Genomic DNA, 19,020 nt, shown 5'->3' with positions numbered 1-19,020 from the left:
TGGCGGCGTTTCGGCGGGCGACTCGCGCCGGCGCAGCCCGGGGGGCGGGTGCGCCCGGTTCAGCCGGTGGGCGCCGACCAGCGCACCCGGGTGCCGCCGGCGGGGCCGGGCTCCACGGCGAAGGTTCCGCCCAGGCTCTCGGCCCGGCCGCGCAGGTTCGCCAGCCCGCTGCGCCGCGTCGTCGGTCCCAGGCCGACCCCGTCGTCCACCACGTCCACGCTCACCCGGCCGTCCGCGACGGCCACCGTCACCTCGACGGCGCGGGCGTGGGCGTGGCGGGCGGCGTTCGACAGGGTCTCGCGCACCACGGCGATGAGGTGGTCGCCGACGGCGGCGTCGATCGCCGTGTCGACAGGGCCGTCGAGGTGCAGCCGCGGGGTGAAGCCGAACGCCCCGGCCATGTCGTCGATGATCCCGAGGATCTGCGCCCGCAGCCCGCTGCCCGTGGCCGGGGTGGCCCGGCCGCGCAGCTCGAAGATCGTCTGGCGGATCTCCCGCACGGTCTCGTCGAGGTCCTCGACATAGGTGCTCATCCGCTCCGCGCGCGCCGCCCGCTCCTCGCTGGCGGCCAGGCCCTGCAGGCCCATCGCCACCGCGAACAATCGCTGCATCACGTGGTCGTGCAGGTCGCGGGCGATCCGGTCGCGGTCCTCCAGCAGCGACAGCCGGCCTCGCGCCGCCCGCGAGCGGGCCAGTTCCAGAGCGAGCGCCACGTGGGCGGCGAACGCGGCGGCGAGTTCGAGGTCCTCGTCGCTGAACAGGATGCCGCCGCGGCGCCGGCCGAGGATCAGCGCCCCGGAGGTGACCTGTGAGGCGATCAGCGGCACGATCATGATCGGGCCGACGTCGAGCTTGTCGATCTCGGAGCCGCCCAGCGTGCGCACATCGGCGACGACGAGCGGGGCCCGGTCGTGCACCGCCCGCCCCGCCAGCGACGTCTCCAGCGGCACCCGCTGGCCGCGCAGCAGGTCGGCGTCGTTGCCCTCGGCGACGTCGAAGGACAGCTCCCGCGCCGTCGGGTCGCACAGGGCCAGCGCCGTCGTGTCCGCCCTGGCGACGTCGCGGGCCCGTTGGACGATCAGCTCCAACGGGTCGTCGCCGTCGGCGAGCAGGTGGCGGGTGATGTCCGCCGACGCCTGCGACCACTGCTGACGGTGCTGGGCCTCGCCGAACAGGCGGGCGTTGTCGATCGCCACGCCGGCGTTGGCGGCGAGCGCCAGCACGAGCTCCTCGTCCTCGGCCGTGAAGATCCGCCCGCCGCGCTTCTCGGTCAGGTAGAGGTTGCCGAAGACCTCGTTGCGGACCCTGATCGGCACGCCGAGGAACGCCCGCATCGGCGGGTGCCCCGCGGGGAAGCCGACGGCACGGGGATGGTCGGCGATGTCGTCGAGGCGCACCGGCCCCGGCTCGGCGATGAGCAGGCCGAGCACCCCGTCGCCGCGGGGGGTCCGGCCGATCGCCTCGACGCGGCCCGGGTCCATCCCGACGTGGATGAACTGTTCGAGGTGACCGTCGCGGGCGATGACGCCGAGCGCGCCGTAGCGGGCGTCGACCAGCTCGCAGGCGGACTCGACGATGCGTCGCAGCACCACGTCGAGGCTGAGGTCGGCGGTGACCATCCGGTTGGCCCGCAGCAGACCTCGCAGCCGGCCCTGGGTGGCCAACACATCCTGGGCCCGCTCCACCAGTTGGGAGAGAAGCTCGTCCAGTTCGAGCCGAGCGACAGCGGGGAAGATCAGATCTCCCGACGACCCTGACGGGGAGGTCTGCCCGCAGGCCGCCCCGGAGGTCCCTGCGCCGGCCGGCGCGAGGTCCCGTTCGGACTCCATGCTTCCAGCACGATAACCGATCCGCGCCGAGCGGCGGCCGAGATCCGGATCGCGGCCGAGACGTTCCCGGCGAGGATGGGCCGCGGGTCCCGGCGGGGGCCATCCGTCCGTGGTGGGCGCCACGTCATCGTGGAGTTGGCGCGGGCGGTTCCGCGGGGGTTCGCGTCTGCCCGGCACGCCCGGCACGCCCGGCACGCCCGGCCTGTTCGGCTTGCGCGGTTCGTCCCGTGGCCTCGACGGCATGCATCCGCGTCGTCCTCACTTCGCGCACCCTCAACGGGTAGCCTCCTGTCCACCACGTCGACCGACCGGAGCCCGGACCGGCGGCCAAGGCACCGGGTCAGCCATCCCGGCCCGCCGCGCGCCTTTCGCCGTTTCGCCGCTGCGCGGTCGGCCTCAGCGCGCCCCGGGTCGACCTGCGGCGGGTCAACACGTCATCTGCCATGTTCGGCCCCGCCCCACCCCGGCGCCCAGGGACCTTAGGCGCACATCGTGGAGCACTTCCTACCCTGCGATCCGCACCGTGCCGGCCGCAGACCGGCCCAGACCGGCCCAGGGCGGCCTGCCACCCCTCGCTGCCAGGGCGTCCGTTGCGGACGCCGGCTTCACCGGCCGGGTCGTCGGACCATGCCCCGGACGGGCCGCCGCCCCGCCCGACCGGGCGGGGGAGTGGACTGCCTGCCCCGATCGGGCCAGCCGAGGTGGTCTCGCGGCCGCACGGTACCCCCCGAACGGGGAGGAGACGGCGGCCGAACGCACCCCCGGCGGCGGGCCGTTCGGATCCCCCGCGGGGGCCACCGCGCACTCGCCGGCCCGGGTCGCGGCAGGCATCCTGGAATGGAGACCGGGGAGCCGGCAATCGGGGATCTGGAGCTTGTGGTGTCGGGCTGCATCGTGGTGGGAGTGGACGGATCCAGAGACGCCGACGCGGCGCTGCGCTGGGCCGCCGGAGAGGCGTGGCTGCGCCGCGACCGCCTCGAGGCGATCCTGGCCTGGACCCCGGACGACTGCCCGCGCGAGGTACTCGACCGCGCCTATGCGCCGGGCCCCCACACGATCGAGGAAACCGCCCTGGCGCTGCTGCGGGAGTGCGTCCAGCGGACCCAGGACCCGCGCCGGCCGGTGCCCGTCACCGAGCGGGCCGTCTACGCCGACGCCGTCGAGGCGTTGCTGTCGGCCGGCGCGGGCGCAGACATGATCGTCGTCGGCTACCGGGGGACCAGCCGGCTGCGCCGGTACCTGGTCGGGTCGGTCTCCGCCGCCTGCCTGCATCAGGCGACCCGGCCGGTCGTCGTCGTCCGGGCGGACGGCCGCAGCGCCGAGGACGGCCGCAGCGCCGAGGACGGCCGCAGCGCCGAGGACGACCGCAGCGGCCGGCCCGTGCTGGTCGGCGTGGACGGATCGGCGGCGTCGCTGGCCGCGTTGCGCTGGGCCGCCGAGCAGGCCGCGCTGCACGCGGCACCGCTGCGGGTCGTGCACGCCTGGCAGCCACCACTGCTGCCCACCGGTCACCGCGCCGCGCGCGACCGGGCGGCGCTCGAACAGTCCGCGCACGCCGTCCTCGACGACAGCGTCAGCAAGGGACTGGTCGACGAGGGGCTGGCGGACGTCACCCTCGACACCCGGCTGGCGCTCGGCGGGCCGGCGCGGAGCCTGCTCGCCGAGGCCGCCGACGCCCGGCTGCTCGTCCTCGGCGCCCGTGGTCAGGGCGGTTTCGCCGGCCTGCTGCTGGGCTCGGTCGCCCACCAGTGCGTGCACCACGCGCGATGCCCGGTCGCGGTCATCCCCGACCCCATCCGCTGAGCGGGCCGGCGTCCGGCCGGACGCCGGGTACCGGTGAGCGGGTCAGCCGCCCGGTCGCGGCCCGGGACCGACGGTCGAGGGCGTCCGGGAATCCTCGGGCGTGCCGCCGGTCGAGGTGGGGCCGGCCGGAGCGGGGTCGGCCTGGCCCTGGGCGACGAAGTCCTTGCGGCGGATGAGGATGAGCGCGCAGACCGCGCCCACGAGCGCGACGATCCCGGTGACGAGGAGCAGGTCGTTGATCGCACCGGCGAAGCCGGCCTTGACCGCGCCGGCCAGCGGGCCGCGGGCGCTCGGGGGCGTGGCGGCGAAGAGCTGGTCGGTGTCGCCGCGGCGCAGCGTGTCGGCGATCCGCCCACCCTGCCCGCGCAGCGCCGGGACCCCGCGCAGGGCACCGTTGATGCCGCTTTCCAACCGGGCCGCGAAGATCGAACCCAGGGCCGCGATGCTGATCGCCATGCCGATCTGGCGGAACGTGGTGTTCGCGCCCGACGCCATGCCGGAACGCGCCGGCGGCACCACCCCGACGGCGGTGGAGGCCAGCGGCGGATTCACCATCCCGCTGCCGATGCCCGCCAGGACGAAGCCCGGGATCAGGTGCGTCCAGGAGCTGCCCGCGTCCAGGCCGGACATGAGCAGCAGGCCGACGCCGACCAACGCCAGGCCGGGACCGATGAGCCAGCGCGCCGGCACCACGCTGCTCAGCCGCCCGGCCGCGGTCGCGGCGACGAAGCTGCCCGCGCTCACGATCAGCAGCCGCACGCCCGACCCGAGTGCGGAGTAGCCCAGGTCGTTCTGCAGGTAGAGGACGAGGTAGACGAACATCGCGAACAGCGAACCGTTCATCGCGACCGCCGCGAGCGACCCGCCGAGGAACGTCGGGGTGCGCAGCAGCGACAGGTCGAACATCGGGTGCGCGACCCTGGCCTCCACGGCGATGAACGCGACGAGGAACGCGACGCCCAGGCCCAGGCTGATCACGACGCCGGTGTCCGACCAGGCCGTCTCGCCCGCCCGGATCAGGCCGTAGACCACGCCGGCGAGCCCCGCGGTGAGCACCGCGAAACCGGGCCAGTCGGGGCGGTGCGCCGCCGGCGGCCGGGACTCCTCGACCTTCCACACTGTCAGGGCGACGGCGACGATCCCGATCGGCACGTTGACCAGGAAGATGCCCCGCCAGCTGATGCCGCTGGTGATCAGGCCGCCGAGGATGGGCCCCAGCGACGTGGCGACGCCGGTGACCGCACCCCACACCCCGAACGCGATTCCCCGGTCCCGGCCGCGGAAGCTGTGGGCGAGCAGCGCCAGCGACGTCGCGAACAGCACGGCGCCGCCCACGCCCTGCACGCCCCGCGAGATGATCAGCATGATCGCCGACTGCGAGAGCCCGCACAGCAGCGACCCCGCCGTGAAGATCGTGAACCCGATGGTGAACAGCAGCCGGCGCCCNTAGAGATCGGCGAGCGAGCCGGCGGTCAGCAGCAGCGCCGCCAGGGTCAGCGCATAGGCGTCGATGACCCACTGGACGTCGGCGAAGCCGGCGTGCAGACCGCTCTGGATCTCGGGCAGCGCGACGATCACGATCGTCACGTCGAGCAACAGCATGAACGTGGCGCCGCAGACGACCAGCAGCGTCCACCACTTCCGATCCATAGCTCTCCCTGAGGCCTGGAACATCGTTTGCCGCGCGCCGCGTCCGGACTGCCGGAACCGGCCGGAGCGCCCGCGGCGGCGGACGGTGATGGTCTGACGTTTCGCGCCGGCCCGAGGTGACCGGGGACCGGGTGCGGCGGTGGCAGGGCCGTGACGGTGGGGTCGGCGAAGGTGAGATCAGTAGTTCCCGTATGCCCGGGTCACGGTGAAGTCATAGATGAGTCGCCGCTCGGCCTGGACGTGCGTCCGGTACTCGTCCGGCAGCCAGGGACGGTCGCCGCCGACCGCGTCGTCGTGGGCGAGGAGCATCCCGGCGGGGGCGGCGTCGCCGTGGCGGGCCCGCATGAGGCGGACATGCAGGTCCGGCGCGTCCGGATCGTCGAGCAGCCGAACGGTCGTCGCCAGTCCGGCCCAGCGAGGATCCGGCGGCGGGGCAAAAACGAACAGCGTCCCGCGCGGGTCGCGGCGCAGGTTCCCGGTCCGTGTCAGGGCCTGGGCGCCGGAACTCCACAGGCGGCCCTCCACGAGCGCCACCTCGATGCGCGCGGCGTGCGCCGACCCGTCCGGCCGCAACGTGATCATGGCGGCGTCCGGGTGGTCACCGATGAATCGCGCGAGACGTTCGTCCATGGCTGTCCTGCCCTGGGTCGGTGGTTCTGCGGTCGGTGGTTCTGTGGTTGGTGGTTCTGCGGCCGGTGGCTTGCCTGGCCGAAGGTTGCCTGCTGGCTGCGGTCCGCGACGAACTGATCTCCGTCGGGTGCAGACTACGGTCCGACTGACCGTCAGTCAATGGAATGACCGGCGGTCAGTCGGGCTCCGTATCATGGGCGGGCGTGGGTGGAGGTGGGCCGATGCCCAGAACCAAGCCAGCCGACGAGCGGCGGGCGGACCTGCTGGCTGCGGGAGCCGAGATCTTCATGGCCAAGGGGGTCGCGGCGGCCACGCTTGACGACATCACCCGGCGGGCCGGAGTCTCCAAGGGCCTGTTCTACCAGTACTTCCCGTCCAAGGACGGACTGGTCTTCGCGCTACAGGAGAAGTTCGCCATCGAGTTCGCCGCGCACGTCACGACCGCGGCAGCCGAGCGGTCGGACTGGCCGGGCAAGCTCGACGCCGCGGTTCTGGTGTGCTGCGAGCATTTCCGGGCCGAAGAGAAGCTGCACGACGTGCTGTTCCAGCATCTGCCCGGCGCCCACGCGGACCCCCGGGAGGGTCCCGCCGCGCAGGAGTTGGGCCACACCGCCGCCCATCACCGCCTCGTCGAGGCGATCGCCGCTCTGCTCACCGCCGGTGTTGCCGCCGGCGCGTACCACGTCGAGGACGTGGAGGCGACCGCGGTGCTGTTCTTCACGACCATGCACGCCTTCGACAGGGCGTTCCGGCATGACTACCGGCTCAGCGACGACCGCCTTGTCCGGGCCACCCAGCGGCTTGTGCGCGGCGCGGTCGGCCTGATCTGACCGGCCGGGCCGGTCCGGTCCGGCATCCCGACCACGTGGGCGGGATCGGCTGACCTTTGGCCGCCACCGGTGGACCGTCAGGCGAGAAGCGCGTCCGCAGTGGTCCGACTCAGCCGGTTCTCGTCATCATCGAAGGACCAGCCGCGGTCGCCGAAGGCCGATGCGCATCGCCGGCGTGGGATCGCGGGTCCCGGCATTGCAGTCGTGGTCGACGGGAACTGCGGGCCAGCCGTTCCGACGGGTTCCGCGGGTCAGCCGTTCCAAAGATTGCGCCGCAGGTAACGCGGCTGCCACAGCAGTCGGTTGAGGAGCCGGGNGGGGGCGGGCAGCCTCGCGAGGATCCGCTGCCGCTCGGCCGGNGATTTCTCCTCGAGGACCCACGGAACGAAATAGGCAGCCCCCTTGACGCCCTCGCGGCGAGCCATGGCGCCACTCATCCCGTCCCATTCCGCACGCGGCAGGACGGCCTGGATGAGCGGAAGGGCACTATCCTCCTCGTGCGTCAGATGATCGCCGAGTACCGCCGCGACATCGCGGATCCGGTCGGCGAGGTCGGCCGCCCGGCCGGCCAGCGCCTCGTCGACTCTGGCGAGCAACGGGTCGAGCTGGGCATGCTCGTCCTTCATGTCCTTCAGCAGGGCCAGGTCGTGGGCCCGTCCCGCCACGGCGTTTTCCACGCGCGGCCACAGGTAGGAATCCTCGACGCCGTGGTGGATGAGGAGCTGGGTCTTGAAGTTCTCCCAGCCGGCCAGGATCTTGGGGTTGCCGCCCTTCCCTGCGGCAGCCGCGGCCTCGAAACGCTTGAGGTCCCGCCGGAAGGCGTCGTGCGTCGCGTACATCATGCTGAAATCGAGCTCTTCTTGCTGCGAAACAGACATGGTCGGTGCCTTTCCGTGCGTCGAGGTGAAGAACTCCGGCAAGCAAGATCATGAAATGTTCTTCCTGCCGCTGGACCCGCGCCGGTATCGGTGATCCGGGTACCTTGTCCTTAACACCCCATACGATACGATATGGGCGATATGGGCACGGTATCACCATAGGAGGCCAGACGCGGACGTGAAGTGTCACCGACGACGGCTGGACGTTTCGATCAAGGAATTACTGCGGGAGCTGGGCATCCAGTCGTCGGTGCTCAACGATCACGTCGGAACGCACCCTGAGCGCAAGGACATCGATCTCGACTGCCTCGACCTCGCCGATCGGTTTGGTCCGCTCAGCCCGAACGCCCTCGCGCGCCGCGTCGGGCTACACCCGGCCACAATGACCGGCATCCTCGACCGGCTCGAACGCAGCGGCTGGCCGACACCTGATCCGACGCAACTCGATGCAACTCGACTCGACTCAGCCAGGTGACCGCGCTCGCCGGGCCTGCGGGTGTCAGGCGAATGCCGACGTGAACGCGGCACGGAACATCGCCCTGGGACATTCCCGCAGGCCGTAATCCTGCACCTCGCCCCCGACCGTCCGGGGGCGCTGGACGGTCAGAGCGGTCCCGGCGGGCGGGGCTGGTCGCGCAGCCGTTCCAGCACCCGGCGGTCGCGCTTGGTCGGCCGGCCCGCGCCCCGGTCGCGCACGGCCACCGTCGGGGTCGGATCGCGCAGCACCGGGGGGCTGTGGTCGACGAAGCACTCGGCCGCGACCGGCGCCCCGACCCGCTTGCGCAGCACCTTCGTGATGACGACGATCCGTTCCCGCCCGGCGAGCCGGATCCGGATCTCGTCTCCCGCGCGCACCAGGTGCGCGGGCTTGATCCGCTCGCCGTTGAGTCGGACGTGGCCGGCGCGGCAGGCCTCCGTTGCCTGCGCGCGGGTCTTGACCAGCCGCACGCACCAGATCCACGTGTCGGCCCGGACGGAGTCCTCCGGTGGCGCCATAGGCGCGACTCTACGAACCCCGAGGGCGATGGGCCTTGGGCAGCGTGGCCGGTGCGTGCCGCTGGGCCGCGCGCAGCGCCGCCCGGGCGAGCTCGTAGCCGGCGATGGGCAGTTTGAGCCACCAGTGGTCGAGCACCTGGTAGTCGTCGGCGGGCACGAGCCGGTCAGCGAGGTCGGGCCGTAGCCGGTGCAGGTACCGCCGCCCNCGCGCCGCGTGNAGCGGATCCGAGGCGATCGTGAGCGTCCGTGCCGACTCGGCGATCGGCACCGCGAACGTGATGTTCTCCCAGGTGGTGCGGGCCGCGGTCTCCAGCCGGATCTTCGCCGCGGGCACGCCGAGCGTGTCCCGTGCGTACCCGGCCATGGCCTGTGCCTCGGTCACCGCGCCGGGCGGCCCGCCGCCGGTGAAGATCAGCAGGCTGTCCGCGTCCGGGGCGAGGGAGCGCACGCCGATCTCCGTGCGCCAGCGTTGGAGCGGATGCAGCGTGCCCGCGCGGGTCGACGGGAAACCGAGGACGATGACCGCCTGAGCGCCCCGCCCCGCCGGGTGGGCCCGTCCATCGCCGCGCAGCTGGCGCGACGCCACCCAGCTCAGCGCCTCGGCGAGGACGACCGGGGTGGAGGCGACGGCGACGGCGACGCTCAGCCGTCGTGCCCATGGTCGGAGCCGGGCGGCGCGGGTCGCGGTCACGCCGGTATACAACACCGAGCCCGACCGCTGTGCGTCGGTTCGGCGGGTGATGCGACGGATGTCCCTGTCGGCCCGTGGCAGACGATGATCATGCTGCGGTCGTTGGCGCAGTAGGGTAATCGTGACGCTGCCGATCGGTGTGGATGCGCGGGCGGGGAGCCCCGGGAACCGGCGCGACGACGGCAGGCGGGCCAGANGGGAAGTCGACCGTGCGGCCGTTCCGGTTCGGAGTGAACATGTTCGCGGTCTCGGCGCCGGGGGAGTGGTCGACGGCTGCCCGCCGGGCCGAGGAGCTGGGCTACGACGTTCTGCTCATCCCCGACCACCTCGGGCTGCCCGCGCCTTTCCCCGCGCTGGTCGCGGCCGGGGCCGCCACCGGCCTGCGGCTTGGCACCTTCGTCCTCAACGCGGCCTTCCACAATCCGGTGCTGCTGGCCCGCGAGGTCGCGACCACCGACGTGCTGACGGCGGGGCGCCTGGAGCTCGGCGTCGGCACGGGTTACGTCGCCGAGGAGTTCACCGCCGCCGGCATCCCGTTCGGCACCGCGCGGGACCGCGTCGATACCCTCGAGCGGGTCATCGACGCGGTGTACGGCGTGCTGGGCGACCCCGCCAGCGCGCCGCAGCCGGTGCAGCGGCCGGTGCCGCTGGTCATTGGCTGCAACGGAAACCGGATGCTCACCCTGGCGGCGCGCCGGGCGAACATCGCCGCGTTCACCGGCGCCTCCTCCGACCCGGCGAACCCGACGAACCTGCGGCTGCTGTCCGGCGCCGCGTTCGCCGAGCGGATCGCGTTCTTCGAGAAGGTCGCCGGCGACCGGGCCGGCGAGGTGGAGCGCAACCTGCTCTTCCAGGATGTCGCCGTCACCGACGACCAGGAGGCGGCACTGGCGGCCTGGGCGTCCCGGCTGCCGTACCTGAGCGCCAAGGAGATCCCCACGGTGCCGGCGCTACTGGTCGGCTCCGTCGAGCAGATCGCCGACCAGGTGCGCGGCCTGCGCGAGCGGTTCGGCATCACCTACTTCACCGTGCTGCAGCCCGCGCTGGAGGCGTTCGCCCCGGTGATCGCCGCACTGCGCCGCGACTGAGCGCGCCACCGGCCACTGGCCGCCGGTTCCGCGGTTCCGCGGTTCCGCGGAACCGCCGGTTCGTGGGTCCGGTCCGGTCCGGCCATGGTCGTGGCCGGGGCGTGGTCGTGGTCGTGGGCCGCTGCATGGCGTGACCGGTGACCGGCGGAAACTCGGTCGTCAGCGGTCGACCTGTCTGCCATGATCGGGCGATGCCGCGCGGGTTCGAGGAGCTGGTCGACGAGGCCGCCGCAGCGCCCGTCGATGGGTGGGACTTCTCCTGGCTGGACGGCCGGGCCAGCGAGCAGCGGCCGTCGTGGGGGTATGCCCGCCTGATGGGCGAGCGGATGGCCCGCGCCGATGTCGCCCTCGACGTGCAGACCGGCNGCGGTGAGGTGCTCGCCGGGGTCGAGCACCTGGCGCGGCACACGGTCGCCGTCGAGTCCTGGCCGCCGAACATCGCCCGGGCGGCGGCGCTGCTACGCCCCCGCGGCGTCCATCTCGTCGCCGCGGACAGTGATCACACCCTTCCGTTCGCCGACGCGACGTTCGATCTCGTCGTCAGCCGGCACCCGGTGGCCACCTGCTGGTCGGAGATCGCCCGGGTGCTGCGCCCCGGCGGCGGTTATCTGTCCCAGCAGGTCGGCCCGGCCAGCGTCGGCGAGCTGTCCGAGTACTTCCTCGGGCCCCAGCCGGCCGCCGTACGTGGCCGGCGCCATCCTGACGGCGCGCGCGACGCCGCCCGCGCCGCCGGACTGGAGGTCGTCGACCTGCGGATGGAGTCGCTGCACACCGAGTTCCGCGACATCGGCGCCGTCATCTACTTCCTGCGCAAGGTGATCTGGATCGTTCCCGGATTCACCATCGAGCGGTACCGCGAGCGCCTCGCCGCACTGCACGAGCGGATCCGCACGACCGGCCCGTTCACCGCCCGTACCACCCNCTTCCTCATCGAGGCCCGCCGCCCGCAATGACGTGACGTACGCATGGCTCTTTTCGGCGCACAGCGTCTTTGCCTGCGTTGACTTGGCGTGCGCTCGAATCAATAGCGTCCTCACCGAGCACGCATTCGTGCCAGCGAGCAGGCGCAGGAGGACATGATGGCTGAACATCTGACTGGCACCGTCGCACTCGTGACCGGGGCGAGCAGCGGCATCGGAGCCGCGACCGGTCGGGAGCTGGCCCGCCGGGGTGCGGCGGTCGCGCTCGTCGCGCGCCGCAAGGAGCGGCTGGAGCAGCTCGCCGCCGAGATCCAGGGCGAGGGCGGGAAGGCGCTCGTCCTCGATACCGACATCACCGACCAGCGGCAGGCGATCGACGCGGTCGAGCGGACCGTCGCCGAACTCGGCCGGCTGGACACCGTCGTGAACAACGCCGGGGTCATGCTGCTCGGCCCGATCGTCGACGCCCCCACCGCGGAGTGGGACCGGATGGTCGCGCTCAACCTGCAGGGGCTGCTGTACGTCGCGCACGCCGCGCTGCCCCACCTGCTCACCGCCGCCGACTCCGGCCCCCGCAACGTGGCGGACCTGGTCAACGTCAGCTCCGTGGCGGGCCGGCGGGCGACGCCGAACTCCGGCGTCTACAACCTCACCAAGTTCGGCGTGAACGCCTTCACCGAGTCGCTGCGCCAGGAGGTCACCGAACGGCACGTGCGGGTGTCCGTGGTCGAGCCCGGCGCGACCGTCACCGAGCTCGCCGACCACCTGCGCGAGGAGATCCGCGAGACGGCGATGCGCGTGTTCACCGACGTCGAGAAACTCGAGGCGGAGGACATCGCCGACGCGATCGCTTACATCGTCACCCGCCCCCGCCGCGTCGCCGTCAACGAGATCCTCATCCGCCCCACCGAGCAGGTGCGGTGAATGACCGAATTGTCCTAATCGGTTCACATTCGGCCTTCTGACGTTGACGTCGGTCGGATTCCGGACAACCCCCATCGGGTGCGATGTGCGTGNCCAACCGTAGATGACCGAGGTGGTCCGTTGTTCTTGCGATGACAATGCCGGTCTCGCTTGCTGCGGGGATAACATCCCGACATGTGCGCTGCGACGGTTGCGGCCACGCGCAAGGGGGAAAACGTTGTCCTCAGTGCCCTGGCCGACGAACTCGGTTCCATCTCGGTCATCCTGGAATGGGCCATCAGGGCGGAGTATCCGCTCGATGCCGATGTCAGCGTTCTCCTGCTGGGGGATGATGGCAAGGTTCGTTCCAACGACGATCTGATTTTTTACAATCAGCCGTCGGGGGCGGGTGGTGCGGTCAGGCTGCGGGGCAAGACCCGGACCCCGGAAGGTCCTTCGGTGGCGTACTCCGACATTGTCGACGTCGACATGGACGACGTGCCCGACAGCGTCGAGCGGGTACTGCTTGCGGCGAGCCTCGACGGCGCCGAGGGGTCCATTCAGGAACTCGACTATCTCCGACTTCGTATGCTGCGTGGCTCGGACGCGGTAGAGCTGCTCAGTTTTACTGTCGCGGCTGCCCATCGGGAGACCGCCTTCGTTCTCGGCGAGATCTACCGCCGCGCCGGGCAGTGGAAGTTCCGCGCGGTGGGACAGGGCTATGACACCGGGCTCGGTACCCTCGTCACGGAATACGGCGTCGAGGTCGACACCGAGGACGAGGCGAGCGACGGTGGCGTGGCCGAGGGCGGCGAACCGGGCGCGGGCCGCACGGATCCGGCCCCGGTGGACCCTCCAGTCGTCGAGCCGCGAGAGATCGCCGGCGTGTCGGGTCCGGTCGACTCGGGTGCCGCCGCGGCGCGGGAGACGCGGGCTGGAGGACGTCGCGCCCACACGGTGACGACGCGTAAGCGACTGCCCGCTCGTCGACTGTCGGCCTCCAAGGGACGGCGGGCCCTCGAGGCGGGTTCGGAGGACCGGTGGCAGCCCGCCCGGCTCTTTCCGGTGGCGGGCATCGGGGGGGCTGCGGAGCAGGAACGGCGCGCGACCTCCGCGTTGCTTGCCGTGATCGGCTCGGTCCGGGAGTTCGGACGCTCGATGACGACGCGGTTCGGTGCGCCCGCCGGTCAGATAACGACGTTCATCGAGGTGCCCTTCAATCGGGATGACAAGCCCTACATTCCGGATGGACTGATCAGAGTCACGAGAGGCCAGCGGAGCTGGACGGCGCTGGTCGAGGTCAAGACCGGAGCCGGCGAACTCACCGCGGATCAGGTCGGCGCGTANCTCGACATCGCCCGGGACCAGCAGTTCGACGCGGTGATCACCATCTCGAACCTGATTACGACCGCGGATGAGAGGCATCCGGTCGGCATCGATGGGCGCAGGACCAGAAAGGTGGCGGTGCACCACCTCTCATGGGCCGACATCCGATTCCGCTGTCAGCTTCTCCTTGAAAACGACCTGGTGGCGGATCGCACCCAGGAGTATGTTCTGGGGGAATTCTTCCGCTATCTGGACCACGCCCGCTCCGGCGCGCAGACGTTTGAGGACATGGGATCTTCGTGGGTGCCGGTGCGGGACAGTGTGGCGGCGGNCACGCTGCTGCCGACCGATCGGGGTCTGCCGTCGGTCGCGGAACGCTTCGATCAACTTGTCCACTTCCTGTGTCTGCACCTCGGCGGGTTGCTCGGCGTCGAGGTGCTTCCGCAGGCGGGCCGTCGCGCCGACGCCGCGGTGCGGCGGCAGGCGCTGGCTGACGAGCTGTGCCGGCAAGGAACGCTCTCCGCCGCGCTGCGGATTCCCGGAACGGTCGGTCCGCTGGCGGTCAGCGCGGACCTGCGGGCCGGTCGGCTCGTCTGGGCGGTGAACATCGACGCACCACGGCAGGGTCGCCCGACGACACGGATCAGGTGGATTCTGCGACAGCTCGGCGATGCGAATGGAAACCTGCGCATCGAGTCCTTCGAACAGGGCTCGCGGGAGGCGGCCCGCGCCGAGCTGCTCGCCCTCGTCCGCCAGAAGCCGGAGATCATGATTTCCGACTCCGGGCGCGAGATACGTGCTTTCCGCATTTCCCTGAGCGCTCCGCTCGGGACAAAACGCGGGGTCGGGAAGGGAACGTTCGTCACGTCCGTGACGGAGACGTTGGAGAAGTTCTACGAGGAGGTCGTGCAGAATCTTCGCGAGTGGAACGGCCAGGTGGGCGGAGGTTCCCCGGCGGACGAGGCCTGACCGGCAGGGCCCGCGACACGTCCGGATGTGTGCTGCGATGCGGTCCCGGTCAGCGGCGGACGGTCCAGCGGCGGGGGTTGGTCGTCGTCGGGATGTGGCGGCAGGTCAGGCCGGTGGTGATGGTGGCCTGCAGTTCGGCGCCGAGGTCCGGATCGGCGGCGGTGATCGCGTCCAGGGCGCGCCTGACCGTCTTGCGCACGGCGGTGCGAGCGCGTTCGGCCGAGGTGCGGAACGCCCGGCTGCGCCCGCCGAGGCCGGCGACGGTGCGCAGGTGGTCGGTCAGGGCATCCCAGTCGGCCTGGAGTGTGCGGGCTCGGTCGGTGTCGCCGTCGGCCTCGGCGTCCTGACGTTCCTCGTCGAGTTCGCGCAGCCGCCGCCGGTAGGCGTCCAGGGCCTGCCGGTCGACCACCTCGTGGTGGCCGGCGTCGAACGGCGCCGCGCCGCAGAGGGCCAGCGCCGTCACCCCCTCGCCGGGGCGTTCCAGCAGCACCGCGAGATGGTGCAGCCCCTGCAGGTCGGCCAGGAACAGTCGCCGGCCGTCGGCGGCCAGCGTCCACCCGTCGCCCTGGCGTGTCAGCGTCCCCGTGCGACCGGTGCGCCCCGCCTCGGCCGTGGGGATCGACGACCCGGCGGTCGTCTCGGCGGCCTCGGCCTCGGCCTCGGCGTCGGCGGGCTTGGCGTCGGCGGGCTTGGCGTCGGCGGGCTTGGCGTCGGCGTCGGCGGAGGCGTCGGCCGCGCGTAGCAGGGCGGCCCACTGGGCGGCGCGGACCGGCAGGTCCATCGCCTCCGCCTCGGCGTGGGCAGCGGCCAGGAGCGTACGTGCCCGCGGGCGGTCCCCGGAGCCGGCCCGGGCGGTGAGGGCGGCGGCGAGGTCGACGCGGGACAGAGCGGTGCCCGGACGGTTGCCGAACCGCCGGTTCGCGGCCACGGCGCGTTCGTGGTGGCGCACGGCCCCGTCGGCGTCGCCGAGTGCCAGGGCGATCAGACCGAGGGCCCGCTCGGTGGAGCCGAAGCAGGTGACGGCGAGCGACGGCATGACCGGCAGGTCGGCGAACGGTTCCACGAGCCCGCGGACCTGCTCCGCGATCGCCCGCTCGCCGAGCAGGCCGGCGGCCTCGGCGACGGCGACCATCCCGGTCAGCCAACTGCTGGACGTGGGCAGGGCGGCCAGCCCACCGTCGCCGGCTACGAGCCGGTGCAGCGCGGCGCGGGCCTCGTCGAGTCGGCCGGCGCGGGCCGCCATCATCGCGGCGCCGGCGGCGAAGGCGAAGTCGCCCGCGGCCAGCGTCGGGGAGGCGGCCGCCTCGGCCGCGAGATCGAGCAGCTCCCCGTCGCGGCCCTGCATCCAGCGGATGCTGGCGAGCTGCGCGCCGTAGAACGCCTCGGCGTCCGCGTCCCCGACGGCGAGGCCGAGCTCCAGGCAGGTGCCGGCCGCGGCCTCGGCCTGCGCCAGCCNGCCCGCGCGCACCAGCCGCATGACGTCCATCGCCGCGACGATGTAGAGGACGCTCTGGCAGGCCAGGGCGTCGGCCCGCGCCCGCAGCTCGGCGAGCGACCGCTCGGCCCGCGCGTCGCCGAGGTGGAACAGGTCCACCGTCCGCCACAGCAGTCCCAGCAGCGCCAGCATGCCGTCCCCGGTGCTCGCGGCGACCGTGAGCAGCTCCTGCGCGAGGGCCAGCTTCACCGGGTTGTGCTCGGGTCCGAGCATCGCGTGATGGGTCAGCGACAGCGCCTCCGCCAGGGCCGGGGCGTCGCCCGTCGCCCGGATCGCCGCCAGCTCCGCCAGCGCCCGCGCGGGCGTCGCGCCGTCGTAGACCGACTCGGCGGCGAGCCGGACCGCCAGCCGCCCCCGCAGCGACACCACCTGCCGCAGAGACGAGTCACTCACCGCCCCCGAACCCGTCGCCGCGCCGTCCACCGCTGTCCCACTGGTCACCGCTGTCCCACTGGTCACCGCTGTCCCACTGGTCACCGCTGCTCCGCCGTGCGCCGTCACGGTCGCGCAGCGGGCTGACGCGCCGGCTGCGGGGACGGCCGCGGCCAGGGCGTCGAGGGCGCTGCGTTGCAGGGCCAGCACGCGTCGACGGTCAATGGGATCGCGGTGCTCGTTGAGCCAGACGCCGCCCAGGCCCAGCGCCGCGCGGGCCAGCAGGATCGGGTCGTCGGATCCGTCGAGGGCCTCGGCCGCGCGGGCGAAGGCGTCGCGGGCGGCGGACAGCCGACCGCAGGCGAGGATCGCCTCGGCCCGCTCGACCAGCAGCGCGGCCCGCCCCGCTACGGCCGGCCACGGATCGGACACGGCGACGGCGGCGTCGAGCAACGCCGCGGCCTGCTGATAGTCGGAGCCGCGGCGCATGGATCGGGCCGCCGCCCGGCAGGCGCCCACGGCGCGCTGCGCGTCCTCGCCGGAGCGGGCGGCCGCCCGCAACGCGTGATGGGCACGCAGCGCCAGCCGGTCCGCCCGGTCCGACGCGCCGATCAGAGCCGCGGCGGTGGCATGGGCGTCCAGGCGCTCCCGTGGTCGCAGCGTCGCGGCAGCGGCGCCGAGGATGACGTCGTGCCCGAACCGGAAGCGGTCGGTGCCCGCCGGCTCGACGAGCCCGATCCGCCGCGCGTCGGCGAGGGCGTCAAGGACGGCGGGGACGGGCCGATCGGCCAGCGCGGCGACGTCGTGGATGGCCACGATCCGGCCGAGCACGGCGGCCAGGGCCAGCGTTCGGCGGCTGTCCGCGCCGAGCCGGCCGATACTGTCCGCCACCGCCTGCTCCACGCCGGCGAGGCCCGACTGCGGGGAGCCGTGCGTGACGACCCGGCTGACGTACAGCGGATTGCCGCCGGTGATGGCGAGTACCGTCCGGGCCAGGTCCTGTCCCGCGCGGTGCCCCCCGCCGCCTGCACCGGTGGTACGGGCGGGGTCGCCGGCACCCACCCGGTGGCCGGCACTGATCGGGTCGCCGGCACTGATCGGGTCGCCGGCACTGATCAGGTCGAGGGAGCCGACCGGAGGGGCGTCGGCCGCCCGTAGGTCGTGCAGGCCGTGCGCGGCGAGGTAGTCCTCCGCGTCGGGGAGGGTGAACCGGCGCAGGGCGAGGACCGTCGCCTCGCGCTCCACGTCGGCGGCGAGCCGGGCCAGCGCCGGGTCGCCCTGGTCGTCGGGGCGGCGCGTGAGCACCAGCAGCAGCGGAACCCGGTCCAGCGCCCGGGCGAGGAAACGGGTCAGCAGCAAGGCGTCGGCGTCGGCAGCGTGCACATCGTCCAGCACGATCATGGTGGGCCGGCCGGCCAGTCGCCGCGCCACCAGATCGGCGACCGCCTGGAACCGGGTGAACCGCTCCGGGGCGGCCGCCTCGCCGCCGAGTCCCTCGGCCAGCGAATGGCCGCCCGGCGTGCCGCTCACCGCCGCCAGCACCGCAGGCCAGGGCCACAGGGGCGGCGCGCCACCGTAGGGCCAGCAGCGTCCCCACTCGACCCGCAGACCGGCCTGCTCGGCCTGCTCGGCGGCCCGTTCGCACAGGTACGTCTTGCCGATCCCCGCCTCGCCGGAGACGACGACGACCTGACGCCGCCCCGCCGCCGCCCGCGCCGCGAGCCGGGCCAGCAGCGCCAACTCCTCCCGGCGTCCGACGAACACCCCCGCGGCGCCCGGCTCCCGGGCCGGGTTCTCGTCGGCGGGACGCGCGACCGGGCGGAGCAACACGGGTTGGGGCGGCACCGGCTGGGGCAGCACCGGCTGGGACAGCGCGGGGTGGGACAGCACGACGGCGGCGCCCAGGCGGTCCAGTGCCAACGTCGCCCTCTCCCCACCATGCCCCTGCGCAGCACGCCGACGCGGCCGAACGCGGCCACTCCCGCCGATCCTAGGAACGCCCGGGCGCCCGTGGATCGCCCTGTCGTCAGCGCGACGCGCCGGCGGCGGCACACCCGTGGCACATCCGCGGCACGCCCAGACGGACGACGGCCGAGGTCGGAACCGGTCGGCGACGGCCGTCAGGCGCGGCCTCGGCCGGACGAGCATCAGGACGAGAAACAGGAGGGCTGTTGTGGCGAATCATCGGGTGGCGATCGTGGGCACGTTTGTCGAGCCGATCGGCATGGTCCGGTCGGCGGTGGGCGGCGCGATCGGGGGTGCCGTGGGCGCGGCCGTGGCCGCGAGCGGCTCCGCGGACGGCGCGATGCTGGCCCGAGGCCAGATCGGCTACCTCGGAGTGTTCCCCGGCGAGGTCATCCTGTTTGCCGCCAAGCGGGGCGCCTTCCGGCCGAAGCCCACCGAAACGATGATCGCGGCGGCGCCGCGACCCGCAGTGCGACTCGCCCAGCTCAACAAGGCAAAGGTGGCCGGCGTGTTCGAGATTCACCTTCACGACGGGACGGCATGGCGTTTCGAGGTGCCCCGAGTGCATCTCGGTGGCGCGCAGAAGGTCGCCGCCATGCTTTCCCAGAACACCTACTGAGTGGAGCCGTTCCGACACGTCGGTTCGCGATCGACGGTGACCAGCTTTCGCTGGCG

Annotated in this window: 12 protein-coding genes and 6 pseudogenes; 9 read left to right on the top strand and 9 right to left on the bottom strand. The window is 72.9% G+C overall.

Features of this window, described 5'->3' with window-relative positions; all coding sequences use genetic code 11:
* Positions 1-59: 59 nt before the first annotated feature.
* Complete coding sequence (locus FF86_RS12455) at positions 60-1,829, bottom strand: GAF domain-containing protein (protein WP_044884843.1); 1,770 nt, start codon at positions 1,827-1,829, stop codon at positions 60-62.
* A gap of 903 nt (positions 1,830-2,732) precedes the next feature.
* Here FF86_RS12455 and FF86_RS12450 point away from each other — a divergent pair.
* Positions 2,733-3,632: a universal stress protein gene (locus FF86_RS12450; protein WP_242418642.1), complete on the top strand. Its 900-nt coding sequence runs from the start codon at positions 2,733-2,735 to the stop codon at positions 3,630-3,632.
* A 42-nt stretch (positions 3,633-3,674) separates the two neighbouring features.
* On the opposite strand, the pseudogene FF86_RS12445 reads toward FF86_RS12450, so the two are convergent.
* The 3 genes and pseudogenes from FF86_RS12445 to FF86_RS12440 form a co-directional block, all read right to left on the bottom strand.
* Positions 3,675-5,078: pseudogene (locus FF86_RS12445) on the bottom strand (MFS transporter); the annotation flags it as partial.
* A 1-nt stretch (position 5,079) separates the two neighbouring features.
* A pseudogene (locus FF86_RS46970) lies at positions 5,080-5,282 on the bottom strand (MFS transporter); the annotation flags it as partial.
* A gap of 177 nt (positions 5,283-5,459) precedes the next feature.
* Entirely contained in the window at positions 5,460-5,912 is a 453-nt protein-coding gene (locus tag FF86_RS12440) for a pyridoxamine 5'-phosphate oxidase family protein (protein ID WP_044884845.1), read from the bottom strand.
* 221 nt (positions 5,913-6,133) lie between these two features.
* Here FF86_RS12440 and FF86_RS12435 point away from each other — a divergent pair, with 221 nt between their 5' ends.
* Positions 6,134-6,742: a TetR/AcrR family transcriptional regulator gene (locus tag FF86_RS12435; RefSeq protein WP_052681040.1), complete on the top strand. Its 609-nt coding sequence runs from the start codon at positions 6,134-6,136 to the stop codon at positions 6,740-6,742.
* Between the two features lie 360 nt (positions 6,743-7,102).
* Here the strand turns inward: FF86_RS12435 and FF86_RS65960 are convergent.
* A partial coding sequence (locus FF86_RS65960) for a hemerythrin domain-containing protein (RefSeq protein ID WP_396229852.1) occupies positions 7,103-7,581 on the bottom strand: 479 nt, incomplete at its 3' end.
* A 217-nt stretch (positions 7,582-7,798) separates the two neighbouring features.
* On the opposite strand from FF86_RS65960, the gene FF86_RS12425 reads away from it, so the two are divergent.
* Positions 7,799-8,095 (top strand): MarR family transcriptional regulator, encoded by a 297-nt coding sequence (locus tag FF86_RS12425; RefSeq protein WP_082121817.1) that lies wholly within the window; start codon positions 7,799-7,801, stop codon positions 8,093-8,095.
* 128 nt (positions 8,096-8,223) lie between these two features.
* Here the strand turns inward: FF86_RS12425 and FF86_RS12420 are convergent, their stop codons facing one another.
* The 3 genes and pseudogenes from FF86_RS12420 to FF86_RS46965 all read right to left on the bottom strand — a co-directional run.
* Positions 8,224-8,616: an RNA-binding S4 domain-containing protein gene (locus FF86_RS12420; protein ID WP_044884846.1), complete on the bottom strand. Its 393-nt coding sequence runs from the start codon at positions 8,614-8,616 to the stop codon at positions 8,224-8,226.
* A gap of 10 nt (positions 8,617-8,626) precedes the next feature.
* Positions 8,627-8,821, bottom strand: a pseudogene (locus FF86_RS62230) (hypothetical protein); the annotation flags it as partial.
* Positions 8,822-8,834: 13 nt separating this feature from the next.
* A partial coding sequence (locus FF86_RS46965) for a YdcF family protein (RefSeq protein ID WP_242418661.1) occupies positions 8,835-9,202 on the bottom strand: 368 nt, incomplete at its 3' end.
* A gap of 314 nt (positions 9,203-9,516) precedes the next feature.
* On the opposite strand from FF86_RS46965, the gene FF86_RS12410 reads away from it, so the two are divergent.
* From FF86_RS12410 to FF86_RS65950, 5 genes and pseudogenes are all read left to right on the top strand, one after another.
* Positions 9,517-10,395: a TIGR03621 family F420-dependent LLM class oxidoreductase gene (locus FF86_RS12410; protein ID WP_082121818.1), complete on the top strand. Its 879-nt coding sequence runs from the start codon at positions 9,517-9,519 to the stop codon at positions 10,393-10,395.
* A 191-nt stretch (positions 10,396-10,586) separates the two neighbouring features.
* Positions 10,587-10,760 (top strand): annotated as a pseudogene (locus FF86_RS65955) (SAM-dependent methyltransferase); the annotation flags it as partial.
* Position 10,761: 1 nt separating this feature from the next.
* A pseudogene (locus FF86_RS12405) lies at positions 10,762-11,316 on the top strand (class I SAM-dependent methyltransferase); the annotation flags it as partial.
* A gap of 158 nt (positions 11,317-11,474) precedes the next feature.
* Positions 11,475-12,239 carry an SDR family oxidoreductase gene (locus tag FF86_RS12400; RefSeq protein ID WP_044884908.1) on the top strand — a complete coding sequence of 255 codons (765 nt, stop codon included), beginning with the start codon at positions 11,475-11,477 and terminating at the stop codon, positions 12,237-12,239.
* Between the two features lie 174 nt (positions 12,240-12,413).
* Positions 12,414-13,564, top strand: a pseudogene (locus tag FF86_RS65950) (TerD family protein); the annotation flags it as partial.
* Positions 13,565-15,969: 2,405 nt separating this feature from the next.
* Here FF86_RS65950 and FF86_RS35685 read toward each other — a convergent pair.
* Positions 15,970-18,300: AAA family ATPase (locus FF86_RS35685; protein ID WP_206778930.1), on the bottom strand; the 2,331-nt coding region annotated here is incomplete at its 3' end.
* Between the two features lie 253 nt (positions 18,301-18,553).
* Between FF86_RS35685 and FF86_RS12385 the strand changes: the two genes are divergently transcribed.
* Positions 18,554-18,964, top strand: a complete 411-nt coding sequence (locus tag FF86_RS12385) for a hypothetical protein (protein ID WP_044884850.1) — start codon at positions 18,554-18,556, stop codon at positions 18,962-18,964.
* Positions 18,965-19,020: the final 56 nt, after the last annotated feature.

The sequence above is a fragment of the Frankia sp. CpI1-P genome, from assembly GCF_001421075.1.
Lineage (GTDB): Bacteria > Actinomycetota > Actinomycetes > Frankiales > Frankiaceae > Frankia > Frankia torreyi.
This window is presented reverse-complemented; position numbering and strand designations above follow the sequence as displayed.

Coding starts and splice junctions, on each gene's coding strand:
- FF86_RS12440 (WP_044884845.1), bottom strand. CDS start 5,912: ATGGACGAACGTCTCGCGCGATTCATCGGTGACCACCCGGACGCCGCC.
- FF86_RS12435 (WP_052681040.1), top strand. CDS start 6,134: ATGCCCAGAACCAAGCCAGCCGACGAGCGGCGGGCGGACCTGCTGGCT.
- FF86_RS12400 (WP_044884908.1), top strand. CDS start 11,475: ATGGCTGAACATCTGACTGGCACCGTCGCACTCGTGACCGGGGCGAGC.
- FF86_RS12420 (WP_044884846.1), bottom strand. CDS start 8,616: ATGGCGCCACCGGAGGACTCCGTCCGGGCCGACACGTGGATCTGGTGC.
- FF86_RS12455 (WP_044884843.1), bottom strand. CDS start 1,829: ATGGAGTCCGAACGGGACCTCGCGCCGGCCGGCGCAGGGACCTCCGGG.